This window comes from Labilithrix luteola, assembly GCF_001263205.1.
GTDB classification, from domain to species: domain Bacteria; phylum Myxococcota_A; class Polyangia; order Polyangiales; family Polyangiaceae; genus Labilithrix; species Labilithrix luteola.
Genome location: NZ_CP012333.1, coordinates 1,353,001 through 1,373,704, shown reverse-complemented (window position 1 = coordinate 1,373,704; position 20,704 = coordinate 1,353,001). Strand labels below are relative to the sequence as shown.

Genomic DNA, 20,704 nt, shown 5'->3' with positions numbered 1-20,704 from the left:
AAATGCGGACAACTTGTCCGGAGGACCATGAAGAGCCTGGCCGGCATGGCTGCCTTCGTGCACGCGGTCGAACAGCGGAGCTACGTTGCAGCGGGACGATTGCTCGGGATCTCGTCGTCGGCGGTGGCGAAGAGCATTTCGCGTCTCGAAGACGACCTCGGTGTTCGACTCCTGCAACGCTCGTCGCGCCAGTTCGGTCTCACCGAAGAAGGTCAGAGCTTTTACGAGCGGTGCCGGCGCATCCTCGACGACGTGCGCGATGCCGAGGCTGCGCTCCACGATGCTCGTGAGGTGCCTCGTGGTCGCTTGCGCGTGAGCGTGCCTCATCTCGTCGGAACCACCCTCCTCTTGCCACGCCTCGGGGAGTTCGTTGCTGCGTATCCGGAAGTGGAGCTCGACTTGCGCCTCGACGATGCGCTGGTCGACATCGTCGGTGACGACGTGGACCTCGCCATTCGAACGGGCGAGCTCGACGACAGCCGCCTCGTCGCGCGTCGTCTCGTCGAACAGCACTTCGTCGTTTGCGCCACGCGCGAGTATTTCGAGCGCCACGGTTCGCCGCTTCACCCTCGTGATCTGAGCGCGCACGAGTGCCTGCACTTCCGCTTCCCATCGACGGGTCGACTCCAGCCCTGGGCGTTTCGTCGCGAGTTGGGGGACCTTCGCCTCCCGACCACGATCGCGTTCGACAACTCGGACGGCATTCGACTCGGCGTCGCGAATCACCTCGGCGTGGCCTGTCTTCCCGTTTACGTGGCGCGAGAGCTCACGAAGACCGTACCGCTGCGCGCGGTGCTCACGGAGTTCGTCGAGCCGCGGGGAAGCCTCTCCGTCGTCTGGCCGTCCAACCGGCAGCTCTCCCCGAAGGTGCGCGTCTTCGCCGACTTCGTGATTCGGAGCTTCGACGAAGGTACGCCTCTCGTCGGTCGCATCGGTTCCGCCAGCTTCTCCTGACGCCCGCGTCGGGGCGGCCTGCTGTAAGCTGGGCCCGGAGCATGAAGTTCGGGGTTCGTTCTGTCATTTCGATGTTGATGCTGGGATCCTTCGTGGTCGGCGTGGGGGCGTGCAACGCCGTCATCGGAACCAAGAGCTACGTTCATGCTCTGCCCGACGCGACCGGCACGAACGAGACGCCCGGCGTGGAGCGGGACGGGGCGGCGGGAGAAGAGGGCGGCGTCTCCGGACCGTGCGGTGATGTCGAATCGGACCGCTTGAACTGTGGTCGGTGTGGTCACGATTGTCTCGGCGGCGATTGCGCCTTAGGAAAGTGCCAGCCGATCGTCCTTCACGCCGGAGGCGCGCCTCGATCGATCGCCCTCGACGCCGACCACGTGTACTGGAGTGATGCGACGCATGCGCTCGTCGCGAAGATCGACAAGAACGGAGCGAATTACGTCGAGCTCGCGAAGGGAGGCCCCCTCAACCGAATCCCCTACGGGATCGCTGTCGACGACAAGTACGTTTACTGGGGAGGCGTGAGCTCCGCCATCGTGCGGTGCGCCATCGGTGGATGCGCGAACACCCCCACGCTCGTGACATCCACGGGCCCGTTCGACGACGTCCTCGTCGACGACCACAACGTGTATTGGATCGACTCCGACGGCGCGTCGCAGATGTACTACGTGCGCTCGATCGACAAAGGCACCACGAATGGGACGGGCGGCACCGTGCTCGTGGGGCCGGAGCCGGATTTGTTCCGGCTCGCCGCCGACGCCACGCACATCTACGTCACCTCGCAGACGTCGTCCGGCGGCGCAGGCAAGCTGCGGCGCGTCGCGAAAACCGGCGGCAAGGTCGACGTCGTTTCCAGCGGACTCGGAGAGCTCTGGGGCGCCGCCGTCGACGATTCGAACGTCTACTTCTCGGACAGCGGTGATCCGGGAACGATCAACGTGGCCTCGAAGACGGCGATCGATGCGCCGATCATCATCTTTGCCTCCCAGCAGCACCGCCCCACCGGCATCTCCCTCGACGGCACGAACGTCTACTGGGCGAATGGGTTCAGTGGGTCGGCATCTCCTGACGGCGCACTCATGATGTGTCCGATTGCGTCCTGCACGAGCGGTATCACGCTCGTCGATCACCAGTCTGCGCCGCTCACGGTCGCCGTCGACGACAAGGCGATCTACTGGGTGAATTTCGATTTCGGCAACGAGCACGGCGCGGTGATGAAGCTCGCCAAGCCGTGATCCGCGGCGCGCATCAGAAGACGCCGGAGAGCGAGAGCGCGGCCGTGTTCGGCCCGATCGATGGTGCGAGCTTCGCCTCGTGTTTTGGAGACGAGGGACTCGTCAACACGAGCACGAGTCCCGTGACGACGGCCGCTCCGCCGGCCACCAAGGCAATCGTCGAGATGGTCCCAAACGTCTTGGCCGTATCGCTGTCGTGAATGGCGGCTTCGCTCGGACACACGCCATCGTTCGGGCACACGCGCGTGGCATCGGCGTTCTTCTCGATGGCCACGAGCCCTGCCACGGTTCCCACCGCGAGCCCGACGAGGCCTACGCCGCCGACGACGTAGCCCCACGTTTTCTGGTTCGACTGGCTTGCCTGCGATGAAGCAATCGAAGCCTTCTCCGCCGGGACTTCGCGCGTGTCGGCTTCAGCCGGCGCCACGGCGAGCTTCGGTATCGTCACGCGCGAGACGACGCCGTCGTCCGTCGTGGTCACGGTGGTGGTGAACGGCTGGCGCCCAGCAGCCGTGGCCTCGATGGTGTGTCTGCCTGCATCGAGCGGCAGCGGTGTGCCCCAGCTCGCGGAGCTCACGAGGACCCCGTCGCGACGGACCTCGATCTTGTCGGCCGGCTCGGTGACCTCGATGGTGAGCCTACCCACCTTGGTGTCGAGGGCCTCGGCACGTGCGAGCGCGAGCCGCTGCCAGTCGAGGCGGCCGAGGTTCTTCGCCGCCGATGCCGCCTCGCGATAGGTGGCCCAGGCCGTGGCGAGCTGGTGGTTCTTCTCGTAGCAGTCGGCAAGGTGAATCATCGTACCGGCCGCGCGGTCGAGACGATTCGATTCGGCGAACTTGGGGCACGCCGCGGCGTAGTCGCCTGCCGCGACCAGCCTCTTCGCTTCGATGAACAGCGCTTCGGCGGGCGCTTCGTTCTCCGCGCGCGCCGACGCAGCCGTCGACAGCGAAGCAACAGCTGTCGCGAGCGCAAAGACGAGCGGACCGAGGCGAGCCATCGCCCCGCATCTTACTCGAGGTCAGCGACGCTCGATGTCCTTCAGCGGATCGTCGGTCGCCACCACGGCCTTTGCGGGAGCGACGTTGTCAGGAGCCGAGCTCCGTTCGGATTCCGCCGCTCGCGTGGTGGTTCGACGTGCGGCTCTCGCGCTGGCACTCGGTGTCGTGGTGAACTCCGCGCGAGGAACGGCCGCGCTCGCATCGGCGACCGCCGTGAGACTCGTTGCGTCGCTCGCATCGGCGGCCCGCGTCGCAGACGAGGTCACGGCGGAGGGGAGGCTCGACGAAGTGCCTGCGATCGGCATCGATCGCGGGCGGTTTGTGGGGAGGATGAAGGCGCCGAAGCCGAGCCCTGCCACCAGCGTCGCGACCATGGCGGCGCGGCCGAGCCGACGGCTTGGGCCAACCTTGGGGACCGCCGCATGGTCGCGCGGCCTTTCGGACAAGGACCGGTGGGCGACCGTCTTGAGCGTGTCTTCCGTGAGTGCCTCGCGCCAAGCGACGACGAGGGCCTGCATGCTCTCGAAGCGGAGCGCCGGGTCGAGGCTCGTTGCACGTCGCACGACCCTACCGACCTTCTCGGGAACGTCGGTTCGCCAGAACTCGGCCTTCGGCGCGTGGAAAGGGAAGCCTGGAACGACGTCCCGCGGGTGACTTCCCGTCATCACCTCGTAGGCCAGCACGCCCCACGCGAATTGGTCGGCCGCGGTCGTGACCTTCGAGCTCGCCATCTGCTCGGGCGCCATGTACGAGGGCGTGCCGAGGATCATGTTCGCGCGCGTCTCGAACGTGGCGGGATCGAGCGACGGCTCGGCGTGACGCGCGATGCCGAAGTCGACGAGCTTGACCTTCCCGTCGGCGTCGACGAGGACGTTTGCGGGTTTGACGTCGCGATGGATGATCGCGTGCTCGTGGGCGAAGGTCAGCGCTTCGGCGATCTCGAGGAGCAAGCGATGTTGCGCTTCGGGTGAAAGGCCGCCGCGGATGGTCTCCGAGAGTGGCAGGCCATCCACCCACTCCATGGCCAGGAAGGGAACGCCGTCGACCTCACCGACCTCGTGGATGGCCACGATGTTGGGGTGTTCGAGCTTCGAGGCGATACGGCCTTCGCGGAGAAATCGGGCGGCGTCCTCGTCCTGGCTCTCCAGCCTGTCCTCACGCAGGACTTTGACGGCGACGTGCTTGCCCGTCTCCGTATCGAGCGCACGGAACACCGAGCCCATCCCGCCCCGCGCGAGGAGGACTTCGACGAGATATCGTCCGAACGGTTGGCCAGGAGTCGGGAACGGCATGGTGCAAAGCCGTTCGCGACGGCGTCGTCAGGGTAGCTCTTCCAGCTCGACGATCACGTTCGGAATTCGATTCGAGCCTGGATCACCGGTACCCGATGTGGGCCCGCGATGACTCAGTCGTCCCGCGAGTCGCTGAACCCGAGGACGCGCATACCGAAGGACCGTGCGAGCAGGATCGCGGTCTCGAGCGGCACGTGCGTGTCCTTCAGGCGGTTCCGCGCAGGATCTAGAAACAGGTCCTGAGCGTTCGGGAACTTCGCCTTTCGCAGGTCGCAGGACTCGAAGCGCGTCTCGGCGAACTGACACTCTTCGAACTTCGCCTCCACGAGGTCGGCCTCGAAGAAGCTTGCCTCCTTGATCGCGCATCGGCGGAAGGTCGTCTTCCGCAGCGGGATCGACACCATCGACACGTAGCGGAGGTTGCAGTCCTCGAAGGACACGTTCGGGAACTGGCCCACCTTCGAGAAGTCGATGCCCATCAGCCGACACGACAGGAAGGTCACCTCGCGGAGCGAGAGCATCGTGAAGTCGGCGCCGCTCAGATCACACCCCTCGAAGGTGCATTCCTCGAGTCGTGTGCGCAGCCAACGCGTCTCGGCGAGCTTCGAGTTCCGAAACGTGCACCCGTAGAACTCACGGCCGCCGAGATCTTCGCGCTCGAGCGCGAGCCCCTCGAACGTTTGCTCCTCGAACGATGTCTTGCCTTCGAACGGATTGGCGACCGGCATGGGACACTGATGATATGTTCAGTGCTCGAGTTCGCAAGGCCGATCGACCACGACCGTTCGGGTTCGTCTCCGTTCAGGAGGCGCGCGCTCTGCTCAGGCACCGGAGATGCATCGATCGAAGGTCATGCAGCGTCGCAGTTTTCGCCCGCTTCCCACGCCCCCGTCGAACGTCGCTCGCTCGGTCGTGCTCGTCGTGGCGAGCATGGGCTCGCTCGCGCTTTCGGCGTGCGGACGCGGGCAGGGGGGCCATCCGGGCGCCCAGCAGGAAGGCGTCGGGGCTGCGACCATCACGAGTGCGGATTTGAAGTCCTCGGTCGAGTCGGCGGCGATGCGCATCGCCGAGGCACATTGCTCCCAAGCGGAGACGTGCACTCGGCAGGTCAGCAGTCACTACGCACAGGAAAATGCCCAGGTTTGTCGTTCGAACATGTTCACCGAGACCATGGACAGGCTCGACGCGAAGACGTGTCCGCTCGGTGTGAACGAAGCGAAGCTCCCCGATTGCCTGGCCGCCATGCAGGGCGCGGGCTGCCTCGACCCCATCGACATGTACACGCGCTACGCCGAGTGCAAAGCGTCGGCGTTGTGCTTCAAGCCGAACGACTGACCGCGTGGCGCGGTCGGCGTTCTACTTGGCCCACTCGGGGAAGAGTGCGAGGGCCGCGACGAAGTTGTGGACCTTGTCGAGATGCGTGTCCTCGATCCAGCCGCCGCGTCCGTCGGTCAGCACGCGATCGTCGGGACACCCGTCTTTGTCGATGGCGTAGACGAGCAGGTTGAACGCCTGGTACGCGCGCTGCTTCGACGTCTCCGAACCCGTGACCGCCGCATGAAGAGCTAGCGTCGCCGCATAGGTCGACATGATGCCCCCGTAGGGGAGCTTGTCGAAGTCCTGTTCGACGCACACGGGGAAGCCATTCTGCTCGACGACCAGAATGGAATTCACGAAGTCGAGGAGCTTCTCCGCGTCGGATTGCCAATCCTGGTCCAGGAGGGCTCTCCTCTCGAGCAGATAGCCCGCCAGTGAAAGAGGCGCCCACGCATTACGGTTGTCGGGCCACGGCTGATCTTCGAAGAACTGCTGCCAGAGTTTTCCGCCGCAAGCGATGTCGGGAATCTGGATTCCCTTGATCCAGTACCAAAGCTCCGCGCGTGCTGGGGCGAACTCGGAATGCCCGCTGGAAATCAGATCGTCGAAGAGGCGCAAGACGTACGACATGTTCGACGAAATGTCTTGGGAGAAGGGCTCTGTGCGGGCGATGCCCGTTCGGTAGTCGACGCGGAAAGGCCACGGCGAACGCCCGCCGTCTGCGTGGACCATGTTGGCCACGAGGACGTTGGCAATGTGGAGTGCGACGTCCGAATACGAAGTATCGTTCGTTTCCTTGGCGAGAAGCATGAGCGCATGACCGACCATGCCGCCCTTGTCGGGCTCGATCTCGTAAGGCATGTCGCTCTCGGTCCCGCAATCCTCGGGTTGGGGAACCGCTTGAGCGTGGCCGGTCGAACGCGGGAATCCGGGATAGGCGCCACTGTTCGGCGTCACGGCCTCCTTGACGAGGTAGTCGGCGAGGGACTTGGCCACGCCGAGGAGTCGAGCGTCGGTGCGGCCTCCGTATTGCCAATACGACAGATACGAAAGAATCCCCATGCTGTTCTGCGTCGCGGGGATCGTGTCGTCCTTCGTCATCTGGCAGTTGCCGTCGAAATGCGTGGTGCTCGCGAAGATCGGATAACCCTTCACCTCCGGACAGGTCGTCGCGTGCCACGTCACCTCTCGCGCGAGGGCGTCGTTCCACGTCGTCCAGGGGAGGAGGAAGCCGCGTCCCACGAATTTGGCCGCATGATGGCCGACGACGCTCGACCCGGCGAACGTGGCTGGAGGCGCGCCGCTCGTGCAGGCGCCCACGTTTCCGAGCGTGACGGACAGCGGAGTGCACGTCTGACCGTCCGCACACTCCGTCGACGCGCAGCAGGCGCGGGCGCAGATGGCCTTTCCGGTGGCGTCGGGAAAGCAGGTGAGACCGGTCGCGCAGAAGGGGCCGGCGACGGCGTCACAGGCTTCGCCGAGCTTCCCGGCGTTGGGCGAAGGGAAGCATCGGAAGCTCCCATCCCGCGCGAGATCGCAGGTCTCGCCCTTTGCCGTATCGCAGCCTGCGGCGTCGAGCGGGTTGCACCCTTGCGGGGCAGTCACTCCGCACGCGGCGGGGAGCACCGTCGTGCCCGCGGAACTCGGAGTGCCGGGATTCGCCGTGGCGGTACACGCACCAACGGGCGTGCGGCCATCGTCGGTCGGCAAAGCCTCCGTCTCGCCGGGCTGATCGTGGGCCTCGTCCGAACCGCACGCCACGAGGGTAGCGAGTGCGAACGAGATGGCGAGCGTCGCGGCGGTCTTCACTCGAGCTTGATGCCGTAGATCAGCTGTCGAGGGCCACTACTTTCTTTCCGCGATCACACCCTAGCTCCGCGCAAGTTGCGCCAACGTCTCGAAAGCACGTTGGCGTGACTCAGAAGACGCTTCGGACGAGACCGCCATCGACGCGGAGCGCGGCGCCGTTGATCGCCGAGGCGAGGGGGCTTGCGACGTAGGCAACGAAGTTCGCGATCTCACGGGGATCGATGAGGCGCTCGATGAGCGACGTCGGCCGGTTCTCGCGCATGAAGCATCGCTCTGCCTCGGCGAGCGGCAAGTGCGGAAAGAGATCCTGCACGAACTTGGCGACGCCCTCGGTGCGAGTGGAGCCCGGCATGACGGTGTTCACCGTGACGGCGGTACCTTTCGTGAGCTCCGCGAGGCTGCGCGAGAGGGACAGCTGCATCGTCTTCGTCGCGCTGTAGTGCGCCATCTCGGGCGAGGGGCTGAGGGCTGCCTCGCTCGCGATGAAGACGATGCGTCCGTGCCGCTTCTCGAGCATGCTCTTCAAGTAGTGACGCGCGAGCCGCACGCCGCTCATGATGTTGACCTCGAAGAGGCGCTGCCACGATTCGTCCGTCTCGTCGAAGAAGGCGACGGCCTCGTAAATGCCGAGGTTGTTCACCAGAATGTCGAGCTCGGAAAACCGACGAATCGTCTCCGCCGTGCCTTCGGCGGTGCCGTTGTCGGTCGCGAGTGACTCGAGCTTCGCGTCGGGAACGTTGCGACGAATGTCGGCAATGGCCATTTCGACGCTGGCTGGGCTTCGCCCGTTCACGATGACTCGGGCTTTTTCTCGCGCGAGTGCGGTGGCGATTTCTTTGCCGATGCCCCCGCTCGATGCGGTCACGAGCGCCAGCTTGCCTTCGAGCTGCAGGTCCATGACTCGCACCGTACAAGGCGGATGCCACGAACAGTCGAGCCGTCGCGCCTTTACTGGCGGTGTTCGATGGCCGAGACGGTGGCTTCGGCAACTCCCGTGGCGGAGGCAGGATTCTGGCCGGTGACGAGGCGCTCGTCGACCGAGACCTTGGCCTGCCACATCGGAGCACCGTCGAAGCGAGCGCCGCGGGCGACGAGGCGATCTTCGAGGAGGAAGGGCACGACCTTGTCGAGCTTCACGGCGCGCTCTTCTTCGTTGGTGAAGCCGCTGACCTTCTTGCCGGCGACGAGGTAGTTGCCGTTCGTGAGCTTCACGTCGACGAGAGCTGCCGGACCATGGCAAACCGCAGCGACGACGCCGCCGGCCTCGTAGATGCGTGCGGTGAGGGATGCGAAGGTCTGGTCGCGAGGAAGGTCCCACATGGCGCCATGACCGCCGGCGAAGTAGATGGCGTCGTAGCGCGCGGGATCGACCTTGGCGGCGGGAATGCTCGTCTCGAGCTTGGTCATCAGGCCAGGGGCGTCGAGGAATTTGGCATTGATGGGGTCTTTGCGATCGACGCCGTCCAGCGGAACCTTCCCGCCCTGGACGCTGGCGAATTCGACCTCGTAGCCGGCGTTCACGAAGACGTGATGCGCGTGCGTGACCTCCGAGAGATAGGCGCCCGTGGCCTCTCCAGTGTCACCCTTCTTGTCGTGGCTGGTCATGGCGAGCAGAACGCGCTTCTTCATGGTCTTGGATCCTTCCTGAGCGTGGTCGGGCGCGGGGCTTCGAGCGGGCGTCGCGCAGGCGGCGAAGAGCGCCGCGGTGGCGAAGGCGGCGAGCGTGGCGAAGGTTCGTCGTCCGAGGTGCATGCCAAGACGTTTAGGACGGCCGAGGCATCTGCGGTAGGCGCCGGCGGGGCGGTTCATTTGTACTAAGCTGTTACAAATGGCTCACGTTCCGCTGTCGAGCAGCCTTCCGAACCTCGAGTCCTTCTGTCGAACGTACGAGACGGGGAGCTTCACCAGCGCCGCGCGCGCGCTGTCGGTGACGCCCCAAGCGGTGAGCCGGAGTGTGAGCCGACTCGAAGGAACGCTCGGCGTGAGCCTCTTTCGCCGGACCACGCGTGCCTGCGCGCCCACCGAGGCCGCGCACCGCTATTACACGATCTGCCGCCAGGCCTTGTCGCTGTTGTCGTCGGGCGAGCGGGAGCTCGCGTTGGGAAAGAAGGCGCCACAAGGCCACGTTCGCATCAGCGTGCCGACCACCTTCGGCCATCACCGGCTGATGCCGTGGCTGGGGGCCTTCCGCGAGCGCTATCCCGAGATTCGTGTCGACGTGAACGTCTCGAACCTCAACATCGACTTCGTGCGCGACGGCTACGACATGGCGATTCGGATGGGCAAAGTCACCGACGCCTCGCTCGTCGCACGGAAGCTCGGCGACTTCGCCCTGGGCGTCTTCGGCAGCCCGGCCTACCTCGCTCGCTTCGGCGCTCCGAAGACACCGAAAGATCTCGAGCGCCACTCCTGCATCGGCTTCCTCATGCCGAGCACCGGCCGCATCCTGCCGTGGACGTTCTCTCCTTCACCTCGCGCTTTCGTGCCGGACGCTACCTACCGCGTCTCCGACGACGTGCTGGGCGTCGTGACCCTCGCGACGGCCGGCGTTGGCCTGGTGCAGATCTACGACTTTCTCGTGGAGAGCGAAGTCTCCCGCGGAGCGTTGGTCGAAGTTCTCTCGAACTATCGCGGCGGCAGCCGTCCCTTCTCGCTGCTGTACCCGCGCAGTGTCGTCCCATCCCGCGCCGCACGCGTGCTCATCGATGACATCGTCGACCGCGCCCGCGAAGCTCGCTCCTGAGCCTCAGATCGTCGGCCAAATGGCCGAGACGATGGAGCAGGCGAGCTCTAGTTTTTCGAGCTGCCTTTCGGGTTTGTGCGAGGGCAGGTGAACCCACGGGAGGCGGGGTTCGTAGATCACGCAGTGGCCGGGGCGCACGAGCGGGAGACGAAGCACGCAGGCGTTGTAGTACCAGAGCAGCGCCGCCATCGTGCTTCCGACACCGCGGGCAAGGGGCTCCTTCGTGAAGCAGAACTTTGCCGCTCCGCAAGCGATGTAGCCTTCGAGTTCTACGTCGGCGTTCATCGAGACGGCCACGCCATGGATCTGCCAGACGTCGGCGCGTGGGTTCGGCCGCACGGCGCGCACCCATTCGGGTACTTTCGGATTCACACGCGCCATGGCCTCGACCACTTCGCGCTCGTGGGGGCGCAGCGCGCCGTTCGGATCGAGTGGCGTGCCGTCGACCAAGAAGTCGATCGCCTGCTTGCGTGCGTTCTCGTAGCTGCGCATGGCGCCGCCGGTTGGATATTTGTGCGCGCGAAGCAGTCTGGCGAGCGCCTCGGGGGCGAGCGGTCCCATCACCTTGGCAAGCGTGCTGAAGCTCACGCTGGGCGCCGTGACGATGCAGGCCGGTGTCTTGATCGGCTCCGAAAGCGTCGTGTGCGCAGTGGTCATCGAGCAGCTCCGTGCGTCATGGCGATCCTTTCGTTCGTCGACCAATGCTCCGAACGACCAGGACCCGATCACACGTTGCCCGCGCATCCTCGTGAAATCGAGGTTCCGCGGCGCCCATCGAAATCGTTTCGCGCAGGCTGGACCTACCACAGACACGGCGCAGGCCGAGAGCGCTGCCATCACGACGCAGGATCGGGCGTCATGACGCGGTCGGCGGCGCTCTACGGTGGTGCAGTGACGCTCGGCGCCGCCGTCTACGGATCAATGCACCGGCGGGAGTGCATTCGGCACGAGCTTGCGTTGCGCCATTCCGCCCGGATAGGCATAACTGGCATAGCTCGCCCAGCCCCAGATCGTGGCAGTGAAGGGGCCGGCGCTGTGCATGCGCTGGAGGCCGCTCGTGCACTGGCTGTGATCGAAGGCCTGGCCGGGCCCGTGATTACGGGTGAGATCGACGCGCATCCATTCGAATTCGCCGCGCGTCCCGACGGGTTTGAACCCCGTGAGATTGTCGGCGCACTCGAGCCATACGTCCTCGAACTTCCCGTTGGTCTTCTGGCGGACGACGACGAGAGACGTCTCGTCGTAGGTTGGATCCGCGAAGAAGCTATAGGAGTTGAGATACTGGCCAGCCGGAATCACGTTGACGAACTCTGGGTCGCCGCGACCTCCGAAGCTCTGTGCGCCGACGAGGCCACCGCCGTTCCCGCTGGACATGTACGCGGCCACGTAAATCGGATGATCCGCGTCTTGGGTGCGGACCACGAACGGGGCACCCGTGGGGGCCACGAAGGTCGCGACCTCGCCCGCCGATAGCGTCGTAGGAGCGCCTGCGGGAATCGTCGGATCGTAGTCGAGCTTCGTTCCATCGCGGGCAGCTACGATGCGATAGGGCATGAGCTCGGCCTCGTTGCCGAGTCGCGGTCGATAGCCGACACCGACGTATTCATTTCCCCATTGCTCGAAGGCTGGAATTTGCTGATTCAGGATGTCGGCGCAGCAGCTCGACGTCGGCACCCAGGGAGCGGTGTGCCCGCCGAACACGCCGACGGGTTTCGTTGCGTAGAGGAGCGTGCCGGAGAGCTCGGCTTCCTGGGCGATCTGAAGATACTGGCCTTTGGCGAGATGGTAGGTCGCTGGCACGTGCGCCGGCGTTCCCACGATGCCTTCGCCGTCCTGCACGTCGCGTGTCGGAACGATGGTGAGGTCGGTATCGTCGGAGGCGACGATCTGCGCGCCGGGCCAGGGGTGATAACCGGAATTGTAGTATCCCTCCCAGCCGTTGATGAGGATGTTCTCCTTCGCCCAAGAGGTGACCGGGAGGTGTAGCGTCGCCGAGGGCAGAAAACTGAGTGCTCCGCCGTACGGGTAGATCGACGCCAGCGCCACCGGCAGGCTCGACTTCAGGTGAAATGAGGGGCCTACGCCGGTGCCGTCGGGACCGGGATACGCATAGGACGCCGCCACGATGCCGGTCGGGCATGCAATCGGAGTCGCGCCAAGGACCTTCACGACCGGCCCATTGGCCCCTCGATCCGAGACGAAGACGATGACGCTCTCGCCGGGCGCGATGGGACCTTCGTGAGGAATCAGCGTCGAGTCCCCCGGCTTCGTCGAGACGACGGCCTTGGAGATGTCGAGAACGGTCCCGTCCCGCTCAAGCGTGAAGTCGACCGGGCGATTCGACGTATTGACGATGAACGCTGCGTAACACGACTGTCCGAACGACTTCGAATAGAGCGGCTCCTGCAGATAGAACTCGCACCCGTTCGAGCTCTGTTCAGCGGCGGCCGCGGCGCAGGGCTCCTGGCAGACGGCCGCGCCGCACGCTTGATCGTCCGAGCATGTTTCCACGGTCTCGCCGGTGCATCCGTCGATGACCGATCGTCCGTCGATCGAGCACTGGCGCCCGCAGACCGGCGTGTCCGGCGTCACCGACGCGTCGAGTGTGAAGCTTCCATTGTCGGATGGTTCGAACCCGCTCTTGTGCCCACACGCAATGACGACCGATGCGGCGATGGCGGCGCCGACGATCCCCATGAAAGCAATGCGCCTCATGGCAAAAGCACCTCCACCGGAACGAGACTCTGTTGCTTTAGTTTTCCGTGTCCGAGCTGACCGTAGAAGTCACCGCCCCAGCAGTAGACTTTGCCATTCACGAGAAGGGCACACGTGGTGTCGGCCGTGGTCTCGACATGCACGGCAGGGACGGGGAGCGGTACCTTCACGGCGCTGTTCACATAGTCCTTCGTGCCGTCTCCGGCCTGACCGTTCGCGTTGTTTCCCCAGCAATAGACGGCGCCGGAGCCACCCACGGCACACCAACGACGAGGCAGCGGCACATCGATGTTCACGAAATCGTCGGTGGTCGAAATCTGTACGACGCGTTCGGGCGTGAAGACGGCCTCGGGGAGAGCGTGATCGAGATTCCTCTCGTCGGGCACGTTGCCGGGGAGAGGAGGAATCGTGCCCCAGCAGTAGGGAACGCCGTTGGCGACGGCACACGCATTGACGCGCGCGACCGAGATGGCAGTGACGTCTTTGAGCGCGATCGGGTCCGGATTGGGATCGGGCGAGAGCGACGTTACCCGCCCGAGAGGTGGATTGAATCCCCAGCTCAGAACGGTCCCATCGGCACGTCGAATGAAGCTCGCTTTCGCGACCAGGAGATCTTGGGCGGCCGCGCCGGTTGGAACCGGCATCTCGGTCGGTGGAAGCCCTTCGGGATGGTAGTCACCCGACGGGGTGGGGATTTGAACGAAGGTATTGCGACCCCAACATTGGGTTTTTCCGTCGACGATGGCGCAGCCGTCATCCCCGCTCGTCGCGACGAGCGTGGCCGGTGGAATGGGAAGCTTCACGGGAGCAAACTCGGTCGTCACGGCGGCCGCGTCGCTCTGCAGATAAGGGCCGGTGCCCCAGCACCACGCAGAGCCGTCGGACTCCACGGCGCAAGGCCCGTTCAACGAAACGACGTTCGACAAACCGGCGATGCGCTCGGGCGTGGCGCTCGCCGCCGAACCGGCGTCGATGCCCCTTCCGAGCTGACCTTCGACGTTCGCGCCCCAGCACGCGACCGTGCCGTCATGGAGCAGCACGCAGAAGGCTTGGCCATTGGGCTCCGTGAAATTGAATTGCGAGCGGGCCAACACCGGGGTGAGTGCGACCGCACAGCCGGCGGACTCGCAGTTGACCTCTCGAACGGCAGCGTCGAAAGCGCCAGCATCGGTGGTGATCACCGGCACGTCGGCGTTCGCGTCGACGATGTCCCCGCGCGGGGCAGCGTCGCGGCCAGCGCCCGCGTCCGTGTCCTCGAAGCGGACGGGGTCGTCGTTCGCGCATGCCGCGGCGAACGCACCTGCTCCCCAGAGCCCGCCGACGAGGATGGCGCCCGCGGCGCGCCGATCAATGAGTCGCAATCTTGTGGAGCGCATGGCCATCTCCGACCGCCCAGATGTTCGATGTCGAGGTTCCGCGGACCCGGTAAAACAACTTTTGAATCGGCGCCCCATTCATGCCGATCGACGAAATTTGCCAGTTGTCGTCGCTCTCCAGGACGTTCGCCCCTCGAAGGACGATGCCGGTGCCAGTGAGCCAGAACTCGGTGTCGGACGACGACCACATCGAGAAATAGGCGTTCTTGAGGCCCACGAGCTGGGGCTTCGACGCCCGGAACGACCAGTCCGCGTCCGTCGCACCCGGAAGAAGCTCGACGAGCCCCTGCTCGGGGCGAACCCGAAGATACGCCCCGATACTGTTGCGTAGATGTCGGTCATCCACCCGAGGATCGGAAGCATGCCCGTCCGTTTGGCACACACGCCTTCAGAAAAGAGGTCGGGAGCATCGATCGTTCCGTCGGCGATGCGCGCATAGCCCGATGCGGTCTTCCGAACCACGATGGCACAGGACGTCAGCCAGTTGCTGCGCGCACCCGTGAACCACACTTCCCCAGAGGACGACACCCCTGCGCCGACGAAGAACATGTGCTCGGCAGGCACCGTGGCATCGTCGAGGCTGTACTCTGCAACCCACGCCGGAGTGCCACTGCCGTCGTCTTTCCAATGAAAGATCGTGTTCGAGAACCAGGCATAGACGTCACCGCTGCCGGTGCCCAGAACGCCGAGCGTCGGATATCCGCGAAACCCAAAATCGAGCAGCTGCAGTGACCAATAAGGGGGGTTCCCGGTGTCGTAGAGCGCGTTCTGCGTATCGGTATTCGGTGCGTTGTTCGGGAGCTGGTGACGTGTCCACGTCCAGGTCGCGTCCGCGCCTCGTGTGCCGTGGTAAACGAATCCCGGCGAAACCGTGTAATAGAGCTCGTTCTCGTTCGGTGCCCAGAGCGAACCCACGTAGGCGCCGAGCCCGGAATCGTTCTGCGTGCCGTCGTCGATGTAGCTCCACGCCGCCGTGGAGGCCGTCCACTCCATCACTTTGACGCCGACCGTCGGACTCATCGCGACTGCGAATGCGCGACCTTCGAGAGGCCACACGTCCTTCACGCTCAGGTCGGAATCGGGGAGTGGCGTGACGCACCAACCGTCGACGCTGCAGGCAGGGACGCCTGGCTGCGAATCCGTACTTGCATCTCTTGATGATGCTTCGCCTCCGGCATCACCGAGAACCGTGTCGCCGCTGTCAGGGGGGCTGGGCTTCGGGCTCTCCTCCTCCGTCGAGCTGCACGACGCCGTGGTCAAGAGGGCAAGACTCGCGACGACGACTGCGAAGAGAATCGGCGTCCTCATGGCTTTCCTCCGAGCGAGAGGACGAAGCCGTCGCCCCCGATCCATACGTGCCCGGGCGAAGATGCCCATACGGTGGTCAGTGTCGGTCGGCGCACACCGAGCCCGGCAACCGGAACGCGAGACCAGCGCGTGCCGTCGTAGTGGAGGACGACGGCGTTGTCGCCGACCGCCCAGACGTCGTTCGACGACGTCCCCCATACCGCGTTGAGGGTCGACGTGACCGGAACGTCGGCGACGATGTCCCAGTGGACGGGATCGCCGGTGTAGTGACGAATCGTGCCGGCCGTTCCGACGGACCAGGCGTCCGTCGCCGAGGCCGTCCAGACTCCGTGGAGCTCGTTCTGCGTCTGGCTATTGAACGCAACTGCGTGGGGGGCGTCGCTGTCCGCATCGGTGACGCGGATGGTGGCCCCGGCGCCTCCGATCGCCCAAAACTCGTTGGCATCGAGACCGTGTATGGCGAGCATTCGTCGACACGGGATCTTCTCGCACGTGTGCGAGGCGAGGCCCTCGGCGACTTCGATGCCGCCGAGCACATCCGACGAGAGACGCATGCGCCAGAGGCCAGGAGGAGGAGTGTCGGCGGTGTCATTCGGTGAGCCGTCGAGGCTCGTGCACCAAAGCCAGGTTGCGCCCTTGGCCGCCCACGCCGACGTGAGCTGAATTGGATAGTACGCGCCCGCTAGGGCATCGGGGAGTGTCCAGAAGTCGATGCTCATCCAGTCCGTCGTGCCACCGTCGGGGACCGGCAACTCGGAGCCTCTCGTGTGGACGCGCTTCAGACTCGAGAGCAGGATCTCGGAGGCGTCTCGCAACCAGAGCGCCACGGTTGTGTCGCGGTCACCGATGTCTTGGCGCGTCCACGCCGTACCATCGAAATGCGCGACGGCCCCGAGGGCTCCAACGGCCCAAACGTCCGTCGCCGAGCGTCCGCGGATCGAGTGAATGCGCGTCCGCCCATCGAACGCGCCGCCGATGGTCGATGTCTCGAAGGGGCCCGTGCTGCACGGGAGTTCCGGCGTGCAGACATCGGGAAACCATTCGCAGTCGGTACACGGTCCAGCGTCGGGGTCGCTGCTGTCGGTATCCGCGTCGCCGTCCGTGACGTTCGCGTCGGACCCGATGATGGTGTCGCCGTCTCGGTTCGCCGTCGCATTCGGATCGTCCGAGGCGCAGGCCACGATCGAGAGCACCGCGCCCGTGCTCGTCGCGATTGCCGTCATCAGAAGAATTCGACGATTCATCGCGTTTCTCCCGCGTCGACGTCGCACGGTTCGACGACACATCGGCCGGCGACGCAGGCCTGGCCCGCGACGGCATCGCACGCGTGGCCGCACTCTCCGCAATTGCGTGGATCGAAGTCGGTATTGATCTCGCAGCCATCGCCGAGATCGCCGTTGCAGTCTGCGTGCCCCATCTGGCAGGCGGTTTCGCAGCTGCCGTACCGGCAGACGGGATAGATGAATCTCTGCGAATCGTCACCCGCGCAGGTCACTCCGCAACTGCCGCAGTGTGCGGGGTCCGTGGCGATGTCGACGCAGAATCCGAAGATGTTCAAGATCGAGCAATACGTCTGCCCCTGCGGACACATGCAGGAGTATTCGCCCGTGATGCCTCGATGGCAGCCCTGGCCTGCGGGGCAAACGTTCCCGCACGCTCCGCAGTTGTCGTCGGCCGTGAGGTCGGTCTCGCAGCCGTCCTGTTGGAGTCCGTTGCAGTTGCCAAAACCGTCGGTGCATTTGAGGTGACCGCATTCGCGGTCCATGCACCCGTAATAGTAATTTGGATACGCAGGCGCGCCGCCGTTCGTCGGATCGCACTCGAGCGCACAGGCTCCGCAATGCTGGTTGTCCTTCCTCGGGTCGATGCAGACGAGGAAGCCACCGAAGTCGCAGGCGATATCCGAGCCTCCGCATCCACAGGCGTACACGCCGGAGCTCGTCCTGACACACGGATTCGCAGGATCGGTGCACTTCACTCCACACGCGCCACAGTTCTCGTTCGTCGTCGGCGTGACTTCGCAACCGTCGTCGACGATGCCGTTGCAATCGAACGTGGGGGTGACGGAGTCGCAGGTCATTTCGCACTTGCCGTTGACGCACGCGAACATCGCTCCGACAGCGTCTTTCGGACAGACGAATCCGCACGAACCGCAGTTGTTCGGGTCGGATTTGAGATCGATGTCGCACAGAAAGCGCGAGCTCGGGCACGTCGTCCGATCCGCAGGACACGCACTCGAAGGGCAGTAAGCCGTGAGTGCGAACGTGGAATCGGGGGCATCACTGCCGCCGTCAGCAATGAAGGTCGGTGGAGCCCCGGCATCCTCCGCACCGAGGTACTGCTCGGTCGTGGTGGCACACCCCACGGCGAGCACGATAGCCGCGAACGACGTACTCGCGACGAATGTGCGAATGCTCATGATTCGAACTCCACGCGGCCGGCGTGCCCGTGATTCATGTCAGCGTCGTGCATGGTCGATGACGGCTTTATGAAAAAATCGAAACGCGTCATCGATCTCGATATTTGTCGACGACTCGCTCGATGCGCCGGAGATGGGGCGAGGCCGGGAAGTTCCGCTCGAACGCCTGCGCGCGCGTACGCATCTCGTCGATTCGGCCGAGGTTGGCGAGTGCTTCGATCGCGATGCGTTCCCGCTCTTGCGTGAACGCGCCCGAGGGACAACGCGCAGCATGGTCGCGTGTCAGTGAAAGCGCGCGATCGGCACTTCCCGAGCGAAGTGCGGCATCGGCCTGGTCGAGCAACGCGACTTCGCCCGTGCAACCACTTGGCGTTGCTTCGACGTGCGGCGTACGCGTGGATGCTGCTGCGCTCGGCAAAGCCGAGACGTCGATCGAGGGGAGGGCCGGCGGGCTTTCGATGTGGACGTCTGGCGTGGACACGTGGCTGGCCACGGGGGTGACCGAAGGAACGGCAGCGAGGGCAGGAACTGCCGGCCCCTTCTCCTGCGCCAACTCGGATCGCGAGGACGTTGCGAGCCACGCTCCGGCGATGGCTACGACCACCACCGCGGTCGACAGAGCGAACTTCGCGCGTGAGGCCGAGGCCGCCGGCTTGGAGATCACCGGAGCGAGCCGTGCGACGAGCTCGTTCATCTTGTCGTCGGAGGGAAGGTCCGCCTCCTCGGCGCGAACGAGGTCGCGCAAGAACGCGGCCTCGGGCGACGGATCGTCTCGAAGGTCGCTCACTTGAAATCCTTTTGGGTTTGGAATCGGCGAATGGCGTCGAAGACGACTTCGCGGGCGATTCGCAGTCGTGAATAGGCCGTCGGCAGCGCGCAGTTCGTCAGCACCGCGACGTCTTGCATGGGCAGCCCTTCGAGCTCGTAGAGAACGAAGACGCTGCGCTTGTCGTCGTCGAGCTTGTCGAGGAACGAATCCAGAAGTCGGCGTGCTTCGAGGGTGCGGAACGTTCCTTCGGGGGTCGGGCCCGATGCCGCGAGCTCATCGATGGCGCCCGATACCTCGTGACGGGCGGCGCGCCGCCGGCGATGGCGGGCGCCCACGCGGATGCAGATTCCGTACACCCACCCCCGAATAGGGCCACGCCCCTCGAAACTGTCGAGCTTTCGGTGAACGACGACGAAGACTTCCTGGAAGGCGTCGTCCACGTCCGCAGGGGCCACACCGAGTCGGCGGAGCAGACGATGGACGTACGGCCCGTGCTCGCGAACGATGGTCGCGACGTCGAGATTCGCCGTGGAATCGATGGGCCTCAGGGGACTGCTCAGCGGACGCCGTACCGACGTTCCATTGTCGTTGGGCACGACAGAAATGGGAGGACACGGCTGCACGGGAGCGAACGTGCAGGCGGTCCTCCTCGTTTATCAAAAAATCGTGAGGCGCCCGCTCAGGCCGAAAAAGAAGAAGGCCGGGGCCGTCGTGTAGAAGCTGCGGAGGTCACCCGTGACGTCGAGATAGGTGAACGAATAGCGTCTGAGCGGAAGCGCTGCGCCGACGTCGAGACGCAGCGCGGCGGGACCTTCGCCTAGGTCCATCCCGAAGGATGCCTGCGGAGCGCCGATGGACGACCAGGCATTTCGTCCTTCCAGACTTCCCGTGGTGCTGGGGATGACGACCGCCCACAACGCTCCACCACAAAGCTCGACCGCCAGTGAGCCATGGGCGTAGGGCGCCGCGCACACCCGCACCCGTTGCTGCACGGCAGAGAATTGGCCGGTCGCGGCCCCGCGATCGATGGTTTGGGGCAGCGCATAGCCGCCCATCCAATCGAAGCTCCATGGCGAGCCGGCCCGCTTCAGTCGGGCATATCCGCCGAACGTGCCGGCGAGCGAAGGCAAGAGCCCCGTGCTTGCCTCGATGCCGAGACCGAGCGACAGCTCGAAGTGACGTCGCTTCGATGTTCGCGGCGTCGAGACTGCGGTCTCGCGTGCGGCGACGACGACGGGAGGGGGGCCAGTGGCGGTTCGGGGAAGGCGGGCGGCGGCGGCTCGCCAAGGGGAACGTCGTGTTCGCCAACAGGCGGTTCGATGACGCTGCCAGCCTGGCCCTCGTCCTGATCGGCCTGGACGATCAGCGCGACCACGAGCGTTGCAGCCTGCTGCAGTCCTTCACAGTCGCGAGCGTCGATCGTGCGCGAGCCCAACCGTGTGCCGTCGTGCGCACGCTGCGTGACGCGGGCGCTCACGCGATCCGCGGTTCGTGTCGTCTCGTGTCCTTCGATGACGATGTCGGCGCGTTCGACGTCGCTGAGCGGCCGCCCGATCTTCCGCTCCACGGCCGCGCGCAATGTCGGTTCGGTGATGCAGGAGCGCTTTCCCCCGGCGTCCCAGGTGAGAGCAAACGTGGCGTCGGCGTGGGCTGGCCGCGAGAAGAGCCATGCAGCGACGAAGGCGCCAATTGCGGGCGCCACAGCGAAGCTCTGCAACTGGGGCCGAAGCGAAGCCAACGTCGGTGCGGATGGTACCCGAACCGCGCTC

General features: G+C 65.1%; 20 protein-coding genes. 4 read left to right on the top strand and 16 right to left on the bottom strand.

The window, feature by feature from the left end:
- The first annotated feature begins 27 nt into the window (after nt 1-27).
- Nucleotides 28-954, top strand: a complete 927-nt coding sequence (locus AKJ09_RS06210) for a LysR family transcriptional regulator (protein WP_146646258.1) — start codon at nt 28-30, stop codon at nt 952-954.
- A gap of 71 nt (nt 955-1,025) precedes the next feature.
- Complete coding sequence (locus AKJ09_RS06205; protein ID WP_146646257.1) at nt 1,026-2,189, top strand: hypothetical protein; 1,164 nt, start codon at nt 1,026-1,028, stop codon at nt 2,187-2,189.
- Nucleotides 2,190-2,202: 13 nt separating this feature from the next.
- Here AKJ09_RS06205 and AKJ09_RS06200 read toward each other — a convergent pair whose 3' ends face one another.
- The 3 genes from AKJ09_RS06200 to AKJ09_RS06190 form a co-directional block, all read right to left on the bottom strand.
- On the bottom strand, nt 2,203-3,186 hold the full coding sequence (locus AKJ09_RS06200) for an outer membrane protein assembly factor BamD (protein WP_146646256.1): 984 nt from the start codon (nt 3,184-3,186) through the stop codon (nt 2,203-2,205).
- Nucleotides 3,187-3,207: 21 nt separating this feature from the next.
- On the bottom strand, nt 3,208-4,479 hold the full coding sequence (locus AKJ09_RS06195; protein ID WP_146646255.1) for a serine/threonine-protein kinase: 1,272 nt from the start codon (nt 4,477-4,479) through the stop codon (nt 3,208-3,210).
- Between the two features lie 113 nt (nt 4,480-4,592).
- On the bottom strand, nt 4,593-5,207 hold the full coding sequence (locus AKJ09_RS06190) for a pentapeptide repeat-containing protein (protein ID WP_146646254.1): 615 nt from the start codon (nt 5,205-5,207) through the stop codon (nt 4,593-4,595).
- 124 nt (nt 5,208-5,331) lie between these two features.
- On the opposite strand from AKJ09_RS06190, the gene AKJ09_RS06185 reads away from it, so the two are divergent.
- On the top strand, nt 5,332-5,814 hold the full coding sequence (locus AKJ09_RS06185) for a DUF6184 family natural product biosynthesis lipoprotein (RefSeq protein WP_146646253.1): 483 nt from the start codon (nt 5,332-5,334) through the stop codon (nt 5,812-5,814).
- 21 nt (nt 5,815-5,835) lie between these two features.
- Here the strand turns inward: AKJ09_RS06185 and AKJ09_RS06180 are convergent, their stop codons facing one another.
- The 3 genes from AKJ09_RS06180 to AKJ09_RS06170 form a co-directional block, all read right to left on the bottom strand.
- Nucleotides 5,836-7,605 (bottom strand): hypothetical protein, encoded by a 1,770-nt coding sequence (locus AKJ09_RS06180; RefSeq protein WP_146646252.1) that lies wholly within the window; start codon nt 7,603-7,605, stop codon nt 5,836-5,838.
- Nucleotides 7,606-7,714: 109 nt separating this feature from the next.
- On the bottom strand, nt 7,715-8,503 hold the full coding sequence (locus AKJ09_RS06175; protein ID WP_146646251.1) for an SDR family NAD(P)-dependent oxidoreductase: 789 nt from the start codon (nt 8,501-8,503) through the stop codon (nt 7,715-7,717).
- A 50-nt stretch (nt 8,504-8,553) separates the two neighbouring features.
- On the bottom strand, nt 8,554-9,357 hold the full coding sequence (locus AKJ09_RS06170; RefSeq protein ID WP_240488405.1) for a type 1 glutamine amidotransferase domain-containing protein: 804 nt from the start codon (nt 9,355-9,357) through the stop codon (nt 8,554-8,556).
- Between the two features lie 76 nt (nt 9,358-9,433).
- Between AKJ09_RS06170 and AKJ09_RS06165 the strand changes: the two genes are divergently transcribed.
- Nucleotides 9,434-10,348 (top strand): LysR family transcriptional regulator, encoded by a 915-nt coding sequence (locus AKJ09_RS06165; RefSeq protein ID WP_146646250.1) that lies wholly within the window; start codon nt 9,434-9,436, stop codon nt 10,346-10,348.
- 3 nt (nt 10,349-10,351) lie between these two features.
- Here AKJ09_RS06165 and AKJ09_RS06160 read toward each other — a convergent pair whose 3' ends face one another.
- The 10 genes from AKJ09_RS06160 to AKJ09_RS06115 all read right to left on the bottom strand — a co-directional run bounded on the left by AKJ09_RS06160 (nt 10,352) and on the right by AKJ09_RS06115 (nt 20,637).
- Complete coding sequence (locus AKJ09_RS06160; RefSeq protein WP_146646249.1) at nt 10,352-11,005, bottom strand: hypothetical protein; 654 nt, start codon at nt 11,003-11,005, stop codon at nt 10,352-10,354.
- Between the two features lie 261 nt (nt 11,006-11,266).
- Nucleotides 11,267-13,063 carry an IgGFc-binding protein gene (locus AKJ09_RS06155; protein WP_146646248.1) on the bottom strand — a complete coding sequence of 599 codons (1,797 nt, stop codon included), beginning with the start codon at nt 13,061-13,063 and terminating at the stop codon, nt 11,267-11,269.
- Nucleotides 13,060-14,439, bottom strand: coding sequence for an RCC1 domain-containing protein (locus tag AKJ09_RS06150; protein ID WP_146646247.1), 1,380 nt, complete (start codon nt 14,437-14,439; stop codon nt 13,060-13,062). Before AKJ09_RS06150 ends, AKJ09_RS06155 begins: the two co-directional genes overlap by 4 nt.
- Nucleotides 14,440-14,517: 78 nt before the next feature.
- Entirely contained in the window at nt 14,518-15,747 is a 1,230-nt protein-coding gene (locus AKJ09_RS06145) for a hypothetical protein (RefSeq protein WP_146646246.1), read from the bottom strand.
- Complete coding sequence (locus tag AKJ09_RS06140; protein ID WP_146646245.1) at nt 15,744-16,991, bottom strand: beta propeller repeat protein; 1,248 nt, start codon at nt 16,989-16,991, stop codon at nt 15,744-15,746. Before AKJ09_RS06140 ends, AKJ09_RS06145 begins: the two co-directional genes overlap by 4 nt.
- The gene (locus AKJ09_RS06135; protein ID WP_146646244.1) at nt 16,988-18,166 is read right to left on the bottom strand and encodes a hypothetical protein; all 1,179 of its coding nucleotides are present in this window, start codon (nt 18,164-18,166) and stop codon (nt 16,988-16,990) included. Before AKJ09_RS06135 ends, AKJ09_RS06140 begins: the two co-directional genes overlap by 4 nt.
- Nucleotides 18,167-18,254: 88 nt before the next feature.
- Nucleotides 18,255-18,953, bottom strand: coding sequence for a hypothetical protein (locus tag AKJ09_RS06130; protein WP_146646243.1), 699 nt, complete (start codon nt 18,951-18,953; stop codon nt 18,255-18,257).
- Nucleotides 18,950-19,531, bottom strand: a complete 582-nt coding sequence (locus AKJ09_RS06125) for an RNA polymerase sigma factor (protein WP_240488404.1) — start codon at nt 19,529-19,531, stop codon at nt 18,950-18,952. The genes AKJ09_RS06130 and AKJ09_RS06125 overlap by 4 nt, the downstream gene beginning before the upstream one ends.
- Before the next feature lie 60 nt (nt 19,532-19,591).
- Nucleotides 19,592-20,065: a hypothetical protein gene (locus AKJ09_RS06120; RefSeq protein WP_146646242.1), complete on the bottom strand. Its 474-nt coding sequence runs from the start codon at nt 20,063-20,065 to the stop codon at nt 19,592-19,594.
- A complete protein-coding gene (locus AKJ09_RS06115; RefSeq protein WP_146646241.1) occupies nt 20,023-20,637 on the bottom strand; it encodes a hypothetical protein in 615 nt (204 codons plus the stop codon). Before AKJ09_RS06115 ends, AKJ09_RS06120 begins: the two co-directional genes overlap by 43 nt.
- Nucleotides 20,638-20,704 lie beyond the last annotated feature (67 nt).